Genomic DNA, 20,274 nt, shown 5'->3' with positions numbered 1-20,274 from the left:
CAAGCCTCATAGAGGTTTCGCGCAAGATTTAACTTAATTCGGTTTAAAAATCGTTATTGCAAATAAAAATTCAACACAGGATATACAAGAATGGCAAAAGTAGCTCTCGTCACAGGCGGCATGGGCGGCATTGGTACCGCAATTTGTCGCAAATTGGCAGACGATGGTTTTACAGTTGTAACCACATATTCACGCCCTGGCAAAGAAGCTGCATGGCTGGCCGACAATGCGGCGGCAGGCTATCAATTTAAAGCTTTTGAATGTGATGTGACCGATTTTGATGCCTGCGTTGCATTGGGTGCAAAAGTAATCGAAGCTGTCGGGCAAGTGGATGTACTGGTAAATAATGCCGGCATTACCCGTGATGCCAGCTTCAAAAAATTAGGCAAAACTGATTGGGATGCTGTTATTGGCACTAATTTGGATTCCGTATTCAATGTTTCCAAACAATTTGTCGATGGCATGGTTGATCGTGGCTGGGGGCGAGTTATTAATATCTCCTCGATTAATGGCCAGAAAGGTCAGTTCGGTCAAACCAACTATTCTGCTGCCAAAGCAGGCATGCATGGCTTTAGCATGGCTCTAGCACAAGAAGTGGCTCGTAAAGGTGTTACGGTCAACACCATTTCTCCGGGCTACATTGCCACGGATATGGTGATGGCAGTACCTGAAGATGTGCGCAACAAAATCATTGCGCAAATACCAGTGGCGCGTCTTGGCAAGCCTGAAGAGATCGCGGGTCTAATTAGCTATTTGGCTTCCGATTTAGCGGGTTTTATGACCGGCGCCAATCTAGCCATTAATGGCGGCCAGCATACCTGCTAAGGCAGTTGCTCTATCGTTGCTGGCAAGCCACTCTTCGGAGTGGCTTTTTTATGTGTGCAACAGTTAAATCATTGGCGTTAATTGTGTGTACTTCTACACTGCAGTACCTTGTAGTAATACTTCACAATTGTCGGTTAAACTCTTAAGTAATTTTCACGCAATTTATTAACTGAACAATACTAGCTACTGTATGGCTACAGTAGCAAGCTAATCAGTGTCTTAGCGCAATATACCCCAATATGGAGAAGGCAATGGCTCAGCCCAGCAAGATCGCACCGCAGCTAAAAACAATAACACTCATTATTTCCGGTCTACTTCTTTCTGCTTGTGGCGAAAAGCCTACACCCCCGGTGCCTCCTCCTGCACCAGTATCTGTCCTCACAGTACAACCAACTGATGCGCCAATGTCTTTTGAAATGGTCGGTGAAACTGCAGGCTACCGTGATGTGGAAGTTCGTTCACGGGTAAATGGCATTTTGTTAAAACGCACCTATGTTGAAGGCCAATCGGTCAGCGCAGGGCAAACTCTCTTTGAAATTGACCCAGAACCCTACAAAGCGGCACTTGATCAAGCCAAAGGCGGGCTTTCTATCGAGGTTGCAAAACTTGAAAAGGCCCGCGCTGATCGTGATCGCATCATTCCACTATTCAAAGAAAACGCAGTAAGCCGTAAAGATTACGACGACGCCATGTCCGCCTACGCCGCAGCCGTAGCTAGTCACCAATCTGCCGAAGCCAAAGTACGCGAAGCTGAACTTAACTTGGGATATACCAAAGTAGTCGCCCCCATTTCGGGGATGACCAGCACTGTTGCCCAATCTGAGGGTAGCTTAGTCACCACCTCTGGCGAATCTGGCAAATTAACCACTATTTCGCAGTTAGATCCTCTGTATGTGACTTTCTCCTACTCCGAGGAAGATCGTCAACGCATGGAAGCGATGCAGAAAAGCAAGAAAATCACTTTAAATGACATGAAGAACCTCAAGGCACACATTCAGTTGGCTGATGGCTCTACATATGAGCAATCAGGTAAATTGGACTTCTCTGATAATCGCGTAGATCCCAAAACGGGCACCATTCGCGCTCGCGCCATTTTTAGCAACCCGAAAGGCCAGTTGCTGCCAGGTCAATTTGTGCGACTGCAACTAGATTTCGGCAAAATCAACAATGCAATCGTCATTCCAGAACGCGCAATCGTTCAATCGCAAGCAGATAAGCTAGTGATGACGGTAGATAAAGACAACAAAGTGTCGCCGCGTACCGTCAAAGTCGGTCGTGCTCAAGCAAATGGTTTGGTGCAAATCGAATCGGGTCTACAAGCAGGCGACACTGTGATTGTCGAAGGCATCATCAAGGCAAAACCGGGTGCCGTGGTTAAGCCAATGCCTGCAAGCGCGCCACAAGCCAGCCAAGTACAAGCGACCAAATAATCCGCCGAGGAAATTATGTTTTCAAAATTCTTTATTGAGCGGCCGATTTTCGCCAGTGTGATTTCGATCATTATTGTGCTGGCAGGTTTAGCCGCAATGCGCTCTTTGCCTGTAGAGCAGTACCCTGGCATCACCCCGCCGGTCGTATCTGTAACAGCCTTCTACCCTGGCGCCACTCCGGACGTGATTGCACAAACGGTAGCGGCACCACTTGAGCAGCAAATTAATGGCGTAGAGAAAATGATCTACGTACAGTCTGGCTCGGCATCCAACGGACAAATGTCCTTAAATGTTTATTTTGAAATTGGTACAGACCCCGACCAAGCAACGATCAACGTCAATAACCGTGTGTCGGCCGCAATGGCACAGCTACCCGAAGAGGTGAAGCGGCAAGGCGTTACTGTTAAGAAAAAATCCACATCGATTTTAAATGTGATTGCGCTGAGCTCACCCAAAGGCTCTTACGACACGACCTACCTTTCCAACTATGCCTTGCTCAATATCGTTGACGAGATCAAGCGGATTCCTGGAGTCGGCGACCTGAGCATGTTCGGCGGCACTGATTACGCAATGCGTGTTTGGCTCCGCCCCGATCGGATTTCGCAGCTTGGGATCACAACCTCAGACATTCTAAGTGCAATTCGTGAGCAAAATGCCCAATTTGCAGCAGGTAAAATTGGCGCACAGCCAACCAGTAGCAAGGTGGATTTCACCTTTACGGTCAACACACAAGGCCGCCTAAAAAGCGTTGAAGAATTCGAAAACATTATTATTCGCTCAACCCCAGATGGTGCAAAAACGCGCCTGAAGGATGTAGCTCGTATCGAGATGGGCGGCAAAGACTACGACATGCTGGCGAATTTGAACGGCAAGCAAGCGGTAGCCATGGGTATTTACCTGCAACCAGGTGCTAATGCTGTTGCCGTTGCTGATGCAGTGCGCGCCAAAATGGAGGCCCTAAAAGAGCGCTTCCCGAACGACATTGAGTACAGCATTCCATACGACACCACTAAATTCGTTAAGGTCTCGATTGAGGAAGTAGTACATACGCTACTTGAAGCGATTGTATTGGTGTTTATTGTTGTCTATCTGTTCCTGCAAAATTTCCGTGCTACTTTGATTCCTTGTATCGCTGTACCAATCTCACTGATCGGCACCTTCGCGGGAATGTTGGTGCTGGGTTTTTCAATCAACTTACTAACCCTTTTAGGGATGGTACTCGCAATTGGTATTGTGGTTGATGATGCCATTGTCGTGCTGGAAAACGTTGAGCGGATTATGTCCGAGAAAAAATGCTCGGCTAAAGAAGCCTCGATTTTGGCAATGCAGGAAGTTGCTGGCCCAGTCATGGCGATTGTATTTGTATTGTGTGCGGTGTTCTTGCCCGTCGCCTTCATGGGGGGCATGACCGGTGTAATGTACAAGCAATTTGCAATCACAATCGCCGTTTCGGTAGCAATTTCTGGCTTGGTTGCTTTGACGTTAACCCCTGCATTGTGCGCAATTTTGCTGAAAAATTCGCACCATCAGCCAGCAAAATTCTTTGTTTGGTTTAATCGCAGCTTTGACCGACTGACCAATGGCTACGTAGGTGGCGTTGCGTTTCTAAATCGTCGCGTAGGGATTGCATTTGGCATTTTTGCAGCCATGCTGCTTGCGCTAGTAATGCTATTTAAAGCTGTCCCAGGCGCCTTGGTGCCCGACGAAGATCAGGGCTACTTATTAAGCGCTATCATGCTACCTGATGCAGCATCTTTAACACGTACTCAAGCAGTGTCTGCGCAGTACGACAAAATGCTGATGGATAACAAAAACATTGAGAACGTCGTGTCATTTGTAGGCTTTGACATGCTCTCAGGTGCGGTTTTGAGCAATAGCGGCGTTACATTCATTACCCTAAAAGACTGGAAAGAGCGCCCTACTCGGATGGATAGCTCATTTGCGCTAACGAAAATCCTGCAAGGTAAAGCCTACATGGGCTTGCGAGACGGGTTTGCGGCCAGCTTTAATCCCCCTGCCATTACAGGCATGTCGACAACCGGTGGGCTTGAAGGTTATCTACAAAACCGAGGCACCGGCGACACGGCACGTTTTTACGGTGAAGTGCAACGCTTTATTGAAGAAGCCAAAAAACGCCCCGAGTTTGCATCTGTATCAACAACATTCCGGGCTAATGTTCCGCAAATATATATTGATCTAGACCGCGAAAAAGCCAAAGCGCTGGGGGTCAGCATCAACACCGTATTTGAAACCATGCAAGCTACTTTTGGGCAAGTTTACGTCAACGACTTTAACCAGTTTGGGCGTACTTACCGTGTGCAAATGCAATCTGAAGCAGACTATCGTGCGCGTCCTGAAGATATTGCCAATGTTTATGTGCGCTCCACATCAGGCGACATGATTCCATTAACTAGCTTGGTGCATATTAAAAACTCAGTAGGCCCAGAATTGACAGAGCGTTTCAACATTTTCCAAGCGGCTAAATTGATGATTCAGCCAGCTGCGGGTGTTAGCTCAGGCCAAGCAATCAAGGCAATGGAAGAGCTGGAAAAAGAAGTCCTAGGCACCGAATATAAACTGGAGTGGACTGGTGCCGCTTATCAGGAAAAATCAGCCGGCTCATCATCAAGTACTGCATTTGTGTTCGGCATTATCATGGTATTCCTGATTCTGGCTGCTCAGTATGAGCGCTGGAGCCTGCCATTGGCCGTAATTACGGCAGTACCATTTGCGCTGTTTGGTGCCTTGCTTGCCACTTGGGCTGTTGGCTTAACCAATAACGTGTATTTCCAAATTGGTATGGTCACATTAATTGCCCTGGCAGCCAAAAATGCCATCTTGATTGTCGAGTTTGCAGTCATGAAGCACGAAGAAGGCATGAACCTGCTTGATTCGGCACTTGAAGCGGCGCGCTTGCGCTTCCGCCCAATTGTGATGACTTCACTCGCCTTCATTTTAGGTTGTGTTCCATTGGTAACTTCGAGTGGCGCTGGTGCAGCCAGTCGTAAAGCTCTGGGTATTCCAGTCATTGGCGGCATGTTGGCGGCAACCTTTATTGCAATCTTCTTTATTCCTTTGTTCTTCCGTTTGATCATGAAACGCTCGGAAAAACCAGCGACAACAACAGGAGAGCCTAGCCATGAATAAAACCCTACTCTCCCTATGTATTGCCGGCTTATTAAGCGCATGCGCGTTCACGCCGGACTATACCCCCCCTGTCACGGAACTGCCGACGAGCTCTGTGCAAGCGGCGATATCCAAGCAATGGTGGCTGCAATTTAACGATGAGGCTCTCAATCGCTTGATTGAAAGCGCGCTCAAGAACAACCAAAACTTAGCACTGATTCAGGCCAAGGTTGACGAGGCACGTGCAGTACTGGGGATTACATCTGCCGAGCAGTTGCCACGGATAGGTTTAAACGGCAGCGCAGGCAGCGCAACCCAATCCAAAGAGCTGGGTGTCCCCGCCTACACCAACGCCGAAAACTACAAATTGGTTGGACAGGTTAGCTGGGAGCTAGATATCTGGGGACGCGTGCGCAACCTTAGCGCAGCAGCCCGTGATGACTTGTTTGCGACGCAATACAATCAAGATGCCGCAATCAGCTCTTTATCGGCAGAAGTGGCTCAGGCTTATTTCAATCTACGCGCTTTTGACGCACGACTGCAAATTACTGAAAACACGATCAAATCACGGCAAGATGCTTATGATTTGCGCTACAAACGCTTCAAAGGTGGTGTAACTTCCGAGCTAGATGTCCGCCAAGCAGAGGTTGAGCTCGCCAATGCACAGGCTGCACGACCCGATGTGCAACGCTCAATTGCCAATGCAGAAGGTGCACTTAGCATTCTAACTGGGCAATCACCCAAGGCACTTATTGAAGGAAAACTGGAACGAGGGCTGGCAATTGGGTATATTTCCCTGCCGCCAGCAATCCCAGCAGAGCTGAGTTCAGATTTATTACTGCGCCGACCCGATATCGCGCAAGCTGAAGCTAGCTTGCGCGCGAATCGAGCCAGAGTTGAAGCTGCGCGTGCTGCTTACCTCCCCCGCATTTCTTTAACCGGCTTACTGGGTGTGGAGAGCAATCAGCTCGGTAATTTATTCAATAGTGGCGCCCGCACTTGGAGTTTTGCCGGTAATTTGGCAATGCCATTGTTTGATAATGGCCTGACCGCCGCACAGGTCGATCAAGCCAAAGCACGCGAGCGTCAAGCGACTGCAGCCTATCAACTAGCAATTCAAAACGCTTTTGCTGAAACTCGTACTTCATTGACAGCCAACCAAGTTATCGGCAATAAAGTGAGCGCGGTGCAAACGCAGGTTGACGCACTCAATCGCCAACTCAAACTGGCCACCTTGCGCTATGACAACGGTTTTTCGAGCTATCTCGAAGTACTCGATGCTGAGCGCAATTTGTTTGACGCGCAAATTGCGCTGATTAACACCCAGCGTGACCAACTCAACTATCGCGTTGAGTTATTCAAAGTGCTCGGCGGTGGCTGGGATAAAACGGCAGCCGCCAAAGCTCAATAAATGCAGTAAATTTAAACCAATAAAAAACCCGCAGAAGCGGGTTTTTTATTGGGGTATTGCCCGAAACGTCAGTGTAGGTATTGGCCTACAGGCCATACCCATTAGTATTTAACTCCAAGAAATCAAAGCATAATTTTTCTTGCCACGGCGAATCAGCGTGTAAGCGCCAAACAGGCGGTCAACATCGCCAAAGGCGTAGTCAAGCGCTTCCACTTTGGTGCCATTCACAATCACCGCGCCGCTTTGAATAAACGTCCGCGCTTCTGAGTTAGATTTAGCCAAACCAGCCGCCACCAGTGTTGCGATCAATTGATTTTCCGCTGCAGGCAATTGAACACTTGGCATGCCGTCTTGCGCCAATTGCTCAAAGTCGTTTTGCGTCAGTGCCGCGAGGCTATCGCTAAACAAGTTCTGACTGATGCGCTGCGCGGCCTCTACTGCTGAATCACCATGCACAATCGCAGTCACTTGCTCGGCCAAAATGCGCTGCGCTTCAGGTTTTTTGCCGCTAGTTTTGTCCGCCTCTTCAATCGCATCAATCTCGGCCACCGACAGGAAGCTGAAGTATTTCAGGAATTTATACACATCCGCATCGGCAGTATTGAGCCAGAATTGGTAGAAGGCGTACGGTGAGGTTTTCTTCGCGTCGAGCCAGATCGTACCGGTTTCGGTTTTACCAAATTTAGTGCCGTCCGATTTGGTCACCAGCGGCAAGGTCAGACCGTACACTTGCTCTTGGTTCAGGCGACGCGTCAGATCCGTGCCCGCAGTGATATTGCCCCACTGATCTGAACCACCAATTTGCAACTTGCAGTTGTAGCGCTTATTCAGCTCAGTAAAATCGTAGCCTTGCAGCAGGCTGTAGGAGAATTCGGTGTATGAAATGCCTTGGTCTTCGCGCGCGATACGCTGTTGTACCGCCTCTTTCTTGATCATTTGATTAACCGAGAAATACTTGCCAATGTCGCGCAAAAACTCCAGTGCGCCCATACCGCCAAACCAGTCGTAGTTATTCGACATAATCGCGGCATTGTCGCCTTCGAAACTCAGAAATGGTGAGACTTGCGCGCGGATTTTATCCACCCAGGTCGCAATCACATCGGTGGTATTGAGCTTACGCTCGGTGGCTTTAAAGCTCGGATCACCAATCATGCCGGTCGCACCGCCCACCAAGGCAATTGGTTTGTGGCCGTATTGCTGAAAACGCTTGAGCACCAGAATCGGCACCAATGAGCCAATGTGCAAGCTATCGGCGGTAGGGTCAAAGCCGCAATACAAGGTCACAGACTCTTTGGCCAATAGTTCAGACAAGGCAGCTTGATCGGTACATTGGGCGATCAGACCACGTGCTTGTAGGTCCTCTAATAGGCTGGCTTGATTGAGGCTGGTAGACGACATGTAAGGCTCCGAAGCTTTGCAGTGCAGCGCACAGGCGCGCACAAAATCATAAGGAAAGTCGCCTATTCTAGCCCAAATGGCCGATCAGCCCAATGGCAGCAGCTGGCAATACTGCCCACAGAACAGTCCCTAGGGGTATAACGCGGTGTAATACACCTCAATTAACCCAGCAAGCAATACCACGCAGGGTATCTACACGCAACCCACACACCACACGCAGCAGCATCAGCGAGCCTGATATAATCGCGCAAACTTTCATTTGTAGTGTGACTGTCATGACGCTTCCTGCCCTACCCCCGGTCTCCAATATCGTGCAACGCCTGCAAATCGCCACGCCGCATGGCTCGGGTGATGCGCGCCTGCTGGCTGAATATGTGAGTGAGGTGAAATTACTGGTGGTAATCACCGCCAGCGCGCAGGAAGCGGTACGCATTAAAGATGAAATGGCGTTTTTCCTGCCAGAAAAAAACATCGTGCAGCTGCCCGACTGGGAAACGCTGCCTTACGACCATTTCTCGCCACACTCCGATTTGATCAGCGAGCGGCTCGCGGCGCTGTGGCAAGTGCGGCAAGGTGCAGCCGAAGTGCTGGTGGTGCCCTTGCAAACGGCGATGGGCGTGTTTGCGCCGGTTGAGTTTTTGACTGGCACGACGTTTTTCCTGAAAAAAGGCGAAAAGCTCGACGCTGAAAAACTGCGCGCCGATATGGCGTTTGCCGGTTACAACCACGTCACGCAAGTCTACGGGCCGGGCGAATTTTCGATTCGCGGCGGCTTAATCGATTTATTCCCGATGGGCAGCACGCTGCCGTTCCGGATTGATCTATTTGACGATCAGATCGAAACCATCCGCACTTTTGATGTCGATACGCAGCGCAGCCTGTATCCGGTACCGGAAATTCGCCTACTGCCCGCGCGCGAATTTCCGACGGATGACGCAGGTAAAACCAAATTCCGCCAGCGTTTCCGTGAAGTATTTGAAGGCGCGCCGACCAATGCGCGCCTGTATAAAGATGTGAGCAATGGCATTATCCCAGCAGGGATCGAGTACTACCTGCCGCTCTTTTTTGACGCGACGGCAACGCTATTTGATTACCTACCTAGCGACGGGGTATTGGCGATGCACGGTGATCTAGCGGGGGCTGCAGAGCAATACTGGCAGGATATTGCCGAACGCCACAAGCTCAATATCGGCGATAAAGATCGCCCATTGCTGCCACCGCGTGATTTATTTGTTGCGCCCGACCTACTCTTTGGCCATATCAAAAAATATCGGCGCATTGAGTTGACCACAGGTACGACCAGCATCACCCAGCCGCTGCCATCGCTCGATGTTGACCGCCGCAGCGAGAACCCTATTTCCAAGCTCACCGATTTTGTCGCACACTATCCGGGCCGGATTTTGCTCGTCGCCGAAAGTCTGGGCCGCCGCGAGACGATGGCACAATTCTTCGCCGAATATGGCTTCAAGCCTGCACTGGTCGACAACTGGATTGAGGCCAAAGCCAGCAAGGATCAAATCCAGCTAATCGCCGCGCCGATTTTCCGTGGTTTTGTCTGGCAGGCTGAATCGTTGGCCGTGATTACTGAGGCCGATCTGTATCCGGCCGTGATTCAATCACGCGGCAAAAAGCAGCAAAAACGCAGCAATACCGACGCGATGCTGCGCGATCTATCCGAGCTCAAAATTGGCGACCCAGTGGTTCACGAGGCCCACGGCATTGGCCTGTATATGGGCCTGACGTCGATGGATTTGGGCGATGGCGATACCGAATTGCTGCTGATCGAATACGCGGGCGGCGATAAATTGTATGTGCCAGTAAGCCAATTGCATGTCATTTCACGCTATTCGGGTGGATCAACCGAAAATGTGAATGTCCACAAGCTGGGCTCAGGTGCTTGGGAAAAGGCCAAACGCAAAGCTGCCGAACAGGTGCGTGATACCGCCGCTGAATTGCTCAATCTTTACGCGCGTCGCGCGGCGCGCCAAGGCCACGCGTTTGAATGGAGTCTGCACGATTACCAAGCCTTTGCCGCCGGTTTTGGCTTTGAAGAAACAGCCGATCAGGCCGCCGCAATTGAAGCGGTCTTGGTTGATATGCGCACCACGCAGCCGATGGATCGCTTGGTGTGTGGTGACGTCGGCTTTGGTAAAACCGAAGTGGCACTCCGCGCGGCTTTCTGCGCCGTCGCAGGCGGCAAACAGGTTGCGGTACTAGTTCCAACGACCTTGCTGGCCGAGCAGCATTACCAGAATTTTGCCGATCGCTTTGCCGATTGGCCGATCAAAGTTGCCGAGTTGAGCCGTTTCCGTTCGGGCAAAGAAACTGCCGCCGCGATCAAAGGTTTGGCCGATGGCACTGTAGACATCGTGATCGGCACACATAAACTCGTTCAACCTGATGTCGAATTCGCCAAGCTTGGCCTCGTGATCATCGACGAAGAGCACAGGTTTGGCGTGCGCCAGAAAGAGCAACTTAAAGCGCTGCGCGCCAATGTCGATGTATTGACCCTCACCGCCACGCCGATTCCACGTACGCTAGCGATGAGTCTGGAAGGCTTACGTGATTTCTCCGTGATTGCTACAGCGCCGAATAAACGCTTAGCAGTCAAAACCTTTGTCGCGAAATTTAGCGACGGCATTATTCGCGAAGCGGTACTGCGCGAACTCAAGCGCGGCGGGCAGGTGTTCTTCTTGCACAATGAAGTCGAAACCATTGAAAACATGCGTGAAAAATTAGCGCTACTGTTACCCGAAGCCCGCATCGGCGTCGCCCACGGCCAGATGCGCCCGACCGATCTGGAACACGTGATGCGCGACTTTAATCAGATGCGCTTTAATGTGCTGCTGTGCACGACGATTATCGAAAACGGCATCGACATCCCGAACGCCAATACCATTTTGATGAATCGCGCCGACAAATTTGGTCTGTCGCAATTGCACCAAATGCGCGGCCGCGTTGGTCGTAGTCATCACCAAGCCTACGCCTACCTGCTGGTGCCTGACGTTGATGGCATTTCGAAAGACGCCAAAAAGCGTCTTGAAGCGATTCAGATGATGGAAGAGCTGGGTTCGGGCTTTTATCTGGCGATGCATGACTTGGAAATTCGCGGAGCAGGTGAAGTACTGGGCGATTCGCAATCGGGTGAAATGCAGGAAATCGGCTTTGCGCTGTATAGCCAAATGCTCAAGCAGGCGGTCAAAGCACTCAAAGCGGGCAAAGAGCCTGATCTATCGCAGCCGCTGGGCGTGACGACGGAGATCAATCTGCATGCGCCAGCGCTGCTACCGAATGAATATTGCCCCGATGTAAACGAACGCCTGAGCCTCTATAAACGTCTTGCCAGCGTCGAGAACAACGACGAACTCAACGACATTCATCAGGAAATGATCGACCGTTTTGGCCTGCTGCCCGACCCGGCTAAAGTACTGCTCGATTGCCACCGCCTACGCATGTTGGCTGGTCCATTGGGCATTAGCAAAATTGACGCGGCCGACAACACGATCATTATTCATTTCTTGCCAAAAACGACGGTTGATCCGATGAAGATCATCTCGCTGATTCAAAGCAAGAAAAACTACAAGCTCGCCGGCCAAGACAAGCTGCGCATTGAAGGTAATTGGCCCGAGAGCGCACTGCGGGCTGTGCGCGTCAAAGAACTGATTAACGAGCTACATTAATGAACCCGAACCCAGTCGATTTTAGCCAGCTAGACGAACAAGATTGGCCTCTACTGGCTGCATTTGCTTGCTACGGCGCCGGTTTAGCCCAAACGCGTTTGACCAGCATCGTTAATGACGCACAAGCACCGTCGCAACTGCATTTCACGGTCGATGCGGTGAAGGGTGGCATTGCGCGCTTGATGCTCAAGCGAATTATTAAATCAGCCGCGCTGCAAGGGTTTGAAATTGATAGCCAGTGGCTGTGGGCGGTGCTGGTTCAATTGCAAAACCAAGGTACTTTGCAAACTTGGCTCAATATCACGCGCAAACATCAACCAGTCATTCAGCCGTGGGAAGCTGGCAGCCAACGCAGTTGGGCACACCGTGCGCTGCAAGCGGCACTGAGCGACGACGCCCGCGAGTGTGGCCAAGCGCTGTACCAGATGGGGCTCAATGGCATGAGCGTCGAGGCTTTAGCGCGCCACCCGGCGCACTTGCTGTTCCAGCCTCAGGCCAAGCAGCTATTTCATTTATGTTCGCCCGCCACGCAAGCGGCGCTACTGAGCGACTATCTGCACTACGCCTGCCGCGCCCTACTACCGGCCACTGCGCAATATCACTTTGCCTGCGCCAACTTTAATGAGCGTTTTGCGCAAAACAGTGAAATTGCCGAATATCTATGCTGGCAAGCCATTTTGCGAGGCGATTTGGCTAAAATCGCCCAATTTCACGCTGCACTCGAGCTTGAAACGCAGGCCGAGCTATCGGTAACTTTAGCCGTCATCAAAGGCCACTACGCGCGCGGCGTGCAATCGGGGTTGGAGCTCATTAGCGCTATCAAAAAGCTGAGCAATAAGCGCAAAGTGGCAATCGGTGGCGCTGCGGGCTTGTTTTATAGCGCCGCGCTATTTGCTGAACCGCACAATGGCGAATATTTGGCCGCCTTGCAAACCCAGTTTGAAACGGGCGATAAATCCCGCTTTTCTAGCGTCTACGATATTCATCTGCCATGGGTAAAACAGCTTGCAAGCCAAATTCAGGCTCCGCCGCAGGTACATCACCTGCCCGCCGCAAGTGTGGGCTTGGATGGACTATTTGATTTGCTGCTGCTGTATTGGCAACAACAAGCACTGGATGCCGACTGGCAAGCCGAGCTTGAACAACGCTTAAACGATATTCAAGCCTACAGCTGGCTGCGTGAAGAGCTGGCCTTGCTGATTGATCGCGCTTACGAAACGCACTGGGCCAGCCCGAATTGGCACCAAGAACACGGCATGAAGCCACTGATAGAGATCGTAAAGCTCGAACCGGTGTGGCAACGCGCGCTTAATGCGCTGAGCCAATTCAATAAAACGCCAGCACAAGCACCCGCCGCCAGCGCACGGCTAGCGTGGTTGCTAACGGCGGCTCGTTCTGGGGTTTTACTTGAGCCACGCGAGCAAAAAGTGAACACCAAAGGCGTTTGGAGCAAAGGCCGCCCGATCGCCTTAAAGCGCCTGATGCAAGGCGATGCCAGCCTGAGCTACCTGAGTAGCGCAGATAAAAACATCTGCAGGTATATCTCCGTAGACTATGGTTATTATGGCGATGCAGGCTATACCCTTAATGCGGAAGCTGCATTGCCTGAACTCATCAATCACCCCTATGTTTTTTGGAGCGATTCACCCGATATTCGTATTGATATAGTCGCTGGTGATATTACGCTGCATCTAAAAGAAAACACCGGAAAAATATCGCTCAAACTCGACCCCGACGTGATTGCGGGTTGCGAGGTCATTTGGCGCAAAGAAACGCCCACACGCTTGGCGGTGTATCGCATTACGCCGGATATCACGCAAATTGCCGGCATTTTGGGCAAAGGCCTGACGGTACCATCAGAGGCCAAGCCGCAATTGGTCGAGGCGATCACCGCCATTGCGCCGCACATTACGATTCACTCCGACCTGCCAGAGCTCGCAGCCCATATTGACAGCGTACCCGCCAACGCAGCGATTTACGCGCATTTACTGCCCATCGAAAGCGGCTTGCGCCTACAGTTTTTGGTACGACCTCTGCCCGATGGCGGCTGGTTTAACCCCGGTAAAGGCGCGGCCAATGTACTGGGTGAGTTGGATGGTAAAACTGTCCAAGCTCAGCGCGATTTAGCCGCAGAAAAACACGCGCACCAGCGTATTCTGGGTTTTTGCACCAGTTTGGCAGACGCAGTGTGCGAAGACCAAAGCTGGCAACTTAACACGCCCGAATTGTGTTTAGAGCTGCTCAGCCAATTGCGCACCCTACCCGCCGAACAAATCGAATTGGTTTGGCCTGAGGGCGAGCGCTTCCGTCTCAAAGCCACGCGGGCGATGAGCCAGCTCAAAATGGGCATTAAGCAGCAAGGCGATTGGTTTGTCGTCAACGGCGAAATCACGCTGGACGATGGCAAAGTGCTGCAATTACGCCAATTACTATCACTGCTCGACGGCGCGCCGGGGCGCTTTGTACAGCTGGGTGACAATGAATACTTAGCGCTCACCGACAATCTGCGCCGCAGGCTCGAAGAGCTGCGGGCGCTGAGTGAAGAGAGCAAAGACGGGCTCAAAATCAATCTGCTCGCCAGCGGTGCTCTGGCCGAGTTGGCCGCTGAAGCCGGCGAAGTTGAAGCCGACAAACGATGGCAAGCGCATTTAGCCAAACTCGACACGCTATCCCAGCACCAGCCTAAGGTGCCATCGACCTTGCAAGCCACTCTGCGTGATTATCAGCTCGAAGGCTTTCAATGGCTGTCGCGCTTAGCGCATTGGGGCGTCGGTGCGTGTTTGGCCGACGATATGGGTTTGGGCAAAACCGTGCAAACTCTTGCGCTACTGCTTGAGCGCGCGCCACATGGCCCGGCACTGGTCGTTGCGCCGACTTCGGTCGCGATTAATTGGCAAGCAGAAGCAGCCAAATTTGCGCCCACATTGAATATTCGCAACTTCCAGAGCAATCGCAATTTAAGTGACTTGTCACCCTTTGATTTAGTGATTGTGAGCTACGGACTGTTTCAACAAGAAGCTGAGGCATTCGCCGCGCAGCAGTGGAAGACAGTCGTTTTAGATGAGGCACAGGCGATTAAAAACGGCCAAACCCGCCGCAGCCAAGCGGCGATGGCGCTGAACGCCGATTTTAAAATGATCGCCACTGGCACGCCAATGGAAAACCATTTGGGCGAATTGTGGAATCTGTTCCGCTTTATCAACCCAGCGCTACTGGGATCGCAAGAACGCTTTAAAAAGCGCTTCGCACAGCCGATTGAAGACGGCCAAAGCGACGCGAAACACGCCAAATTGGCGCTCAAAAAACTGATCGCACCATTTATGCTGCGCCGAACCAAAACACAGGTTTTAACTGAGCTGCCAGCGCGCACCGAGATCACGCACAAAGTGCCGCTTTCCAGCGAAGAAATGCATTTGTACGAAGCGCTGCGCCAGCAAGCGGTGGAAAAACTCGACACCATGAAGCCGCAAGAAGGCAATAAACCGCTGCAAGTGCTGACCGAAATCACCAAGTTGCGCCGTTTTTGCTGCAACCCGCGCTTAGTGATGCCCGAGAGCCAAATGGCAGGTAGCAAACTGATCGCCTTTGCCGAAATCGCCGAAGAATTGCTCGACAACAACCATAAAGCCTTGGTGTTTAGCCAATTTGTCGACCATCTTGCGATCGTGCGCGACTGGCTTGATCGCAAAGGCATCAGTTACCAATATCTCGATGGCAGCACTTCGATCCGCCAGCGCCAAAAAGCGGTGAACGATTTTCAGGCCGGCATTGGCGATATTTTCCTGATTAGCTTAAAGGCCGGTGGTTCGGGCTTGAACCTGACCGCGGCAGATTACGTGATCCACCTCGATCCGTGGTGGAACCCGGCGGTCGAAGATCAAGCGTCCGATCGCGCACACCGGATGGGCCAACAACGGCCTGTCACAATTTACCGACTGGTGGCCGAAGGCACCATCGAAGAGCAAATCGTTGCGCTACACCGTGATAAGCGAGACCTCGCCGACTCCTTGCTTGAAGGGGGGGATGCAAGTGGCAAACTGGATGCAGCGGCACTTCTGACACTGCTAAAAGGTCAGTAACACAATTTTCGGCTGTTTTTCTACTGTTGAATTAATTCAAACGATCGTTTGTAATATTGAACACTGATGATGCGCCATCTTTGAGGAGAACAAGATGGATCGTCGTCAATTTATTCGTTTGGCCGGCTTTATGACGGCCAGTGTTGCCAGCCCCCTAGTCTTGACAGCCTGTGGCGGCTCGTCAGCAGACTCAACAAGCAGCACTAATGGCAGCACAACAACCCCAGCCCCAGCGAAGCTATTTCAATTTCCGCAAGGGATCGCCTCGGGCGACCCACGCGCTGATAGCGTGATTTTGTGGACACGCGCACTACCTGTCGGAATTGATCCAATTAGCGGCCAAAGCGCAGCGATGGACAGCACGATTGTGTTGCAAGTCTTTGAGGGTGATCCAGCGGCCTTAACTGGCACCACAGGTGTATTGCAAGGCAAACTCGTTGCCAATGTCACGCTCAATGCCAGTAGCGAGTGGGATCACTCGGTACGCCACAAATTATCTGGCCTACAGAGCAATACTACCTACGGGTATCAATTTATTGCCGGCGGCAGCCGCTCGATGATTGGCCGTTTCAAAACGGCTCCGGCGGCAAGCGCCGATGTATCACAGCTTAAATTTGCGTTTTTGTCGTGCCAGGATTGGAGTATCAATCACTGGGGCGCGTTTGATTTACTCGCCAAAGACGAGCTCGATTTCATCGTGCATCTGGGTGATTACATTTACGAAACGGTGGGCGAATCATTCCAGACCGGTCAGGTAGAAAGCGCGCACGCGGCGCTCAAGCTGCCCGATGGCCCGTTCAAAAATGGTCAATCGGGTGCGCGCTACGCCAACACGCTGGCCGATTACCGTGCGCTGTACAAGCAATACCGCAGCGATCCGCGCCTTCAACAAGTTCACGCGCGCTTTGCCATGATCGCCATCTGGGATGACCATGAGTTTTCCGACGATTGCTGGGGCGATGCAACGACCTACGACAATGGCACTTACAACGCCCAAACCGGCGGCGATAATAAGCACGAAACCGCACGCCGCCGTTCGGCCAATCAAGCTTGGTATGAGTTTATGCCGGCCGATGTGGTGTTTGACGCCAAAGCAACGGGCTTTCAAACCGTGCGCCTGTATCGCGATTTCCAGTTTGGTAAATTGCTGCACTTGGTGATGACCGATGAGCGCCTGTATCGCGCCGATCACATCATCCCCGAAGCCGCGGCAGGCAGCTCGGTCGGTAGCCGTTACCTCGTGCCGAGTAATATTTTGGCCGGTGCTGAAGCGCAAAAAATGGCCGCAGGCAAAGCCATGGGCGACGAGTTGGCACTGGTGTCGATTTTGGGCAAACCGCAGCGCGAATGGTGGAAAACCACGCTGAAAAATTCGCCTGCGAATTGGAAAGTCTGGGGCAATGAGGTGTCTTTGCTGAAAATGCGGCTGGACGCGCGCAAGCTCGCCGGCGTACCGGCGGAAATGCAGCAGGATTTCGTGCTCAATGCCGATCAGTGGGATGGCTTTAACGCCGAGCGTAGCGATCTGCTCAATTACATTCGCAACAACAGCATCAAGAATGTCGTAGCCGTCACTGGCGATATTCACAGCTTTTACGCTGGTGTTGCGCACGCCGATTACAGCCAGAATACACCCGCCTTGGTCGATTTGGTCACCGCAGGCATCAGCAGCGACTCGTTCTACCACTACTTTGCCAGCTCGGTACGCGACCCGGCTTTGGCCAGCTCGCAGCCTTTGGTATTTAGCAGCGACTCGGGTGCAGAGCAGATCGCCATCCAGATGCTTAGCGTTGCAATCGCACAGCAAGCGGGTGTGACGAATCTGAACGACAGCGCCGCCATCAAGGCGGCGGTCGGTGGCGCAATTAGCGCAGGTTTAGTGCCCGCAGCGGCCTTCCAACCCACGGCCAATTTGAGCAAAGCCGAGATCAATACCTTTAATGATTTACTCGGTGGCGAATTAGGTAAAACGATCGCGGATTTAATCGCCAATCTGGCGGTGAAAGGGCAATCGGTTGCCGCGCAAACCTTGTATGGTTTGGTGGCAAAAATGATCGCAACGAAAATGGGGGTTTCGCCGACGCAAGTGCCCGCAGCGCAAATCGTGCCCTTCCTGAACCCATTTGCGGATCAGGCCACTGGCAAAGCACCAGTTAACAACCCGTGGATACGTTATGCCGACACTGATGCACAAGGGTATGCTGTGGTTACCGTTACGCCAAATGCGCTCAACTGCACGTTCCGCAAAGTCAACATGCTGCAAAATGGTCAATTGCCCGCCAGCGTACTGAGCAAGGAAACCAAGCTGGTGGTGAAATCGGGTGTAGTTGATGTAACAGTCGCTTAAAACCAGCTGCTTTAAACAAAAAGCCCTGTGTATCAGGGCTTTTTGTTTGTATTCCGGCTTACTCAGCTTGTGCCATCGGTTGCTCTGTAATGGGCCCGGTCACCCCGTTGAGCCCCAGCTGGCGCAGAGTTTGCCATTCCCCTTCCGTACGCACCAGCTCGGCAATCGTTGCAATACCTAGGGTATGTGACACCGCTAAAACTGCTTTGACGAGCTGCTGATTTCCGCTCTGCTGATCGATCTCATGAATATAACTGCTATCGATTTTTAGGTAATGCAATGGCAAATCATATAATTTCGGCATGCTGCCAATTTGACGACCAAAATGCTCAATCCCAACTTTGATGCCCAGCTTGCGCATTTCGGTGATAAAGGTTGATAGCGACTCCAAGTCTTCGATCAGCGCTTGCTCAGTCACCTCAAGCCACAAGCGTGACAAGGTGGCCTTTGATTGACTGCTCAGTAGTTGAGCCAAATCACGGCGGAACTGCAAGTTGGAAATCGACTGTGGCGCAATATTGATCGCCAGATCTGCGGTGTCAGTGGCTAATTGTTTGAGCCCCAAGCGAACGGCGGCCAAATCCAAGGCGGGCAAAAGCTCAAAGCGCGCAGCGAATGGCATAAAGACACCGGCAGAATATAGCTCGTCGCTGCTTGGATCAGGCAAACGCAGTACCATTTCCTTGTGCAGTAATTTGCCACTGAAGTCCAGCACCGCAAAATGAGCGGCAACGAAACGGCTATTGGCAATAGCTTGCTGTAAAATTTGCTGCCATTCGCTATTGGGTCGGCTCGCCTTTGCCGCCAAATAAGAGGCAGCAGCAGCGCAATTGTGTGCATTTGATTCTGCTTGGGCCAGTGCGGCATCGGCTCGACTGAGTAATGCGCCCAGTGATTCGCCATTTTGATAAGCGCTATAACCGATAGCCAGCAAATTGGGTACAGTTGGCGCCAGCGTCGCAATTTCAGCCATCAGTTGCTCGGCAAATTGTGGGTTGAGCTCCTGCCCGGGCGCAAACAGTGCAAAATCCGACCCATTTAAGCGGGCGGCTTGCCAGTTGAGATTTTGGTCTGCGAGATGAGCCAGCTCGGTGGCTAGCTCGGTTAAGAATTTGTCGGTGGCTTGCCTGCCCAAGTCACGATTCACGCCAGCCAAGTCTTTTAAGCGCAGCAAATACAAAACCCCAGTCGGCGCACTTTCTTCATCACTCAGAGCCTGTGCTAAGCGCCCCATGAAAAAACTACGATTAGCAAGCCCGGTTACTGGGTCACGATTGGCATCTCGTTTTAGCTCCTCAATATGCGCCGATTGTTCGTCAAGCATTGTTTTGACACGATCAACCATGCTATTCATGGCGTCGGCCATCGGGCGCAGCTCGATATATCGTGGCTGAGGAACATTGATGAATTTGCGCTCGCTGATCGCCGCAGCTTGCGCCATAATTTGAAAAATTGGCTTACGTATACGCAGCAAAACCAAGTGCATTAATGACCCGGTTAAGATACCCCCAAGCAGCATCCAAACAAATAATTTCTTCGCGCTACGCCAGAGTGACTCATAGGCAAAGCGTGAATGCGCCTGAATTTCGACTTTACCCGCCTGCTTCCAGCCATTGCTAATCAGTGCTTGCCCAGCGCTCACATTGATGGGAAATAGCTGCACAAACCAGCTCGGTACATCACTAGGCAACTCTTTGTTGCGCAACTCATTTACCGTCTTGCCGTGCGGGTCGGTGATCCGAATTAATGCAAAATGCCCCGAATCAAACAAGGCATTACTCATTAATTCAACCATGGCCGGATCATCCGCCTGCTGTGAAATCGACAGCGCAAGTGATGAGGCATTGTCGCTGCTTTGCGTATAGAGCTGAGTTTGCAAATAATCGCGTGCACTGAGCGTACTAACCCACAACGCAACCACAAAGGCGAGGACTGCCGAGCAAATGATCATGAGCCAAAATTGGCGAAATAACGACAT

Annotated in this window: 9 protein-coding genes; 7 read left to right on the top strand and 2 right to left on the bottom strand. The window is 51.6% G+C overall.

Annotation, left to right across the window (positions count from 1 at the left end; all coding sequences use genetic code 11):
* Nucleotides 1–90: 90 nt before the first annotated feature.
* The 4 genes from phbB to HZU75_RS16335 all read left to right on the top strand — a co-directional run bounded on the left by phbB (nt 91) and on the right by HZU75_RS16335 (nt 6,792).
* Nucleotides 91–825, top strand: a complete 735-nt coding sequence (phbB, locus tag HZU75_RS16350; RefSeq protein WP_180307037.1) for an acetoacetyl-CoA reductase — start codon at nt 91–93, stop codon at nt 823–825.
* Between the two features lie 239 nt (nt 826–1,064).
* Nucleotides 1,065–2,255, top strand: coding sequence for an efflux RND transporter periplasmic adaptor subunit (locus tag HZU75_RS16345; RefSeq protein WP_308419430.1), 1,191 nt, complete (start codon nt 1,065–1,067; stop codon nt 2,253–2,255).
* A 15-nt stretch (nt 2,256–2,270) separates the two neighbouring features.
* Nucleotides 2,271–5,402, top strand: a complete 3,132-nt coding sequence (locus HZU75_RS16340) for an efflux RND transporter permease subunit (RefSeq protein WP_180307035.1) — start codon at nt 2,271–2,273, stop codon at nt 5,400–5,402.
* Complete coding sequence (locus HZU75_RS16335; RefSeq protein WP_180307034.1) at nt 5,395–6,792, top strand: efflux transporter outer membrane subunit; 1,398 nt, start codon at nt 5,395–5,397, stop codon at nt 6,790–6,792. Before HZU75_RS16340 ends, HZU75_RS16335 begins: the two co-directional genes overlap by 8 nt.
* Nucleotides 6,793–6,900: 108 nt before the next feature.
* Here HZU75_RS16335 and tyrS read toward each other — a convergent pair whose 3' ends face one another.
* Nucleotides 6,901–8,190, bottom strand: a complete 1,290-nt coding sequence (tyrS, locus tag HZU75_RS16330; RefSeq protein ID WP_180307033.1) for a tyrosine--tRNA ligase — start codon at nt 8,188–8,190, stop codon at nt 6,901–6,903.
* 275 nt (nt 8,191–8,465) lie between these two features.
* Between tyrS and mfd the strand changes: the two genes are divergently transcribed.
* The 3 genes from mfd to HZU75_RS16315 all read left to right on the top strand — a co-directional run bounded on the left by mfd (nt 8,466) and on the right by HZU75_RS16315 (nt 18,296).
* Complete coding sequence (gene mfd, locus HZU75_RS16325; protein WP_180307032.1) at nt 8,466–11,870, top strand: transcription-repair coupling factor; 3,405 nt, start codon at nt 8,466–8,468, stop codon at nt 11,868–11,870.
* Nucleotides 11,870–15,949, top strand: coding sequence for a DEAD/DEAH box helicase (locus HZU75_RS16320; RefSeq protein ID WP_180307031.1), 4,080 nt, complete (start codon nt 11,870–11,872; stop codon nt 15,947–15,949). The genes mfd and HZU75_RS16320 overlap by 1 nt, the downstream gene beginning before the upstream one ends.
* A 94-nt stretch (nt 15,950–16,043) precedes the next feature.
* Entirely contained in the window at nt 16,044–18,296 is a 2,253-nt protein-coding gene (locus tag HZU75_RS16315; RefSeq protein ID WP_180307030.1) for an alkaline phosphatase D family protein, read from the top strand.
* A 58-nt stretch (nt 18,297–18,354) separates the two neighbouring features.
* Here HZU75_RS16315 and HZU75_RS16310 read toward each other — a convergent pair whose 3' ends face one another.
* On the bottom strand, nt 18,355–20,274 hold the full coding sequence (locus tag HZU75_RS16310) for a bifunctional diguanylate cyclase/phosphodiesterase (protein WP_180307029.1): 1,920 nt from the start codon (nt 20,272–20,274) through the stop codon (nt 18,355–18,357).

The sequence above is a fragment of the Chitinibacter fontanus genome (assembly GCF_013423785.1).
Classification (GTDB): domain Bacteria; phylum Pseudomonadota; class Gammaproteobacteria; order Burkholderiales; family Chitinibacteraceae; genus Chitinibacter; species Chitinibacter fontanus.
This window is presented reverse-complemented; position numbering and strand designations above follow the sequence as displayed.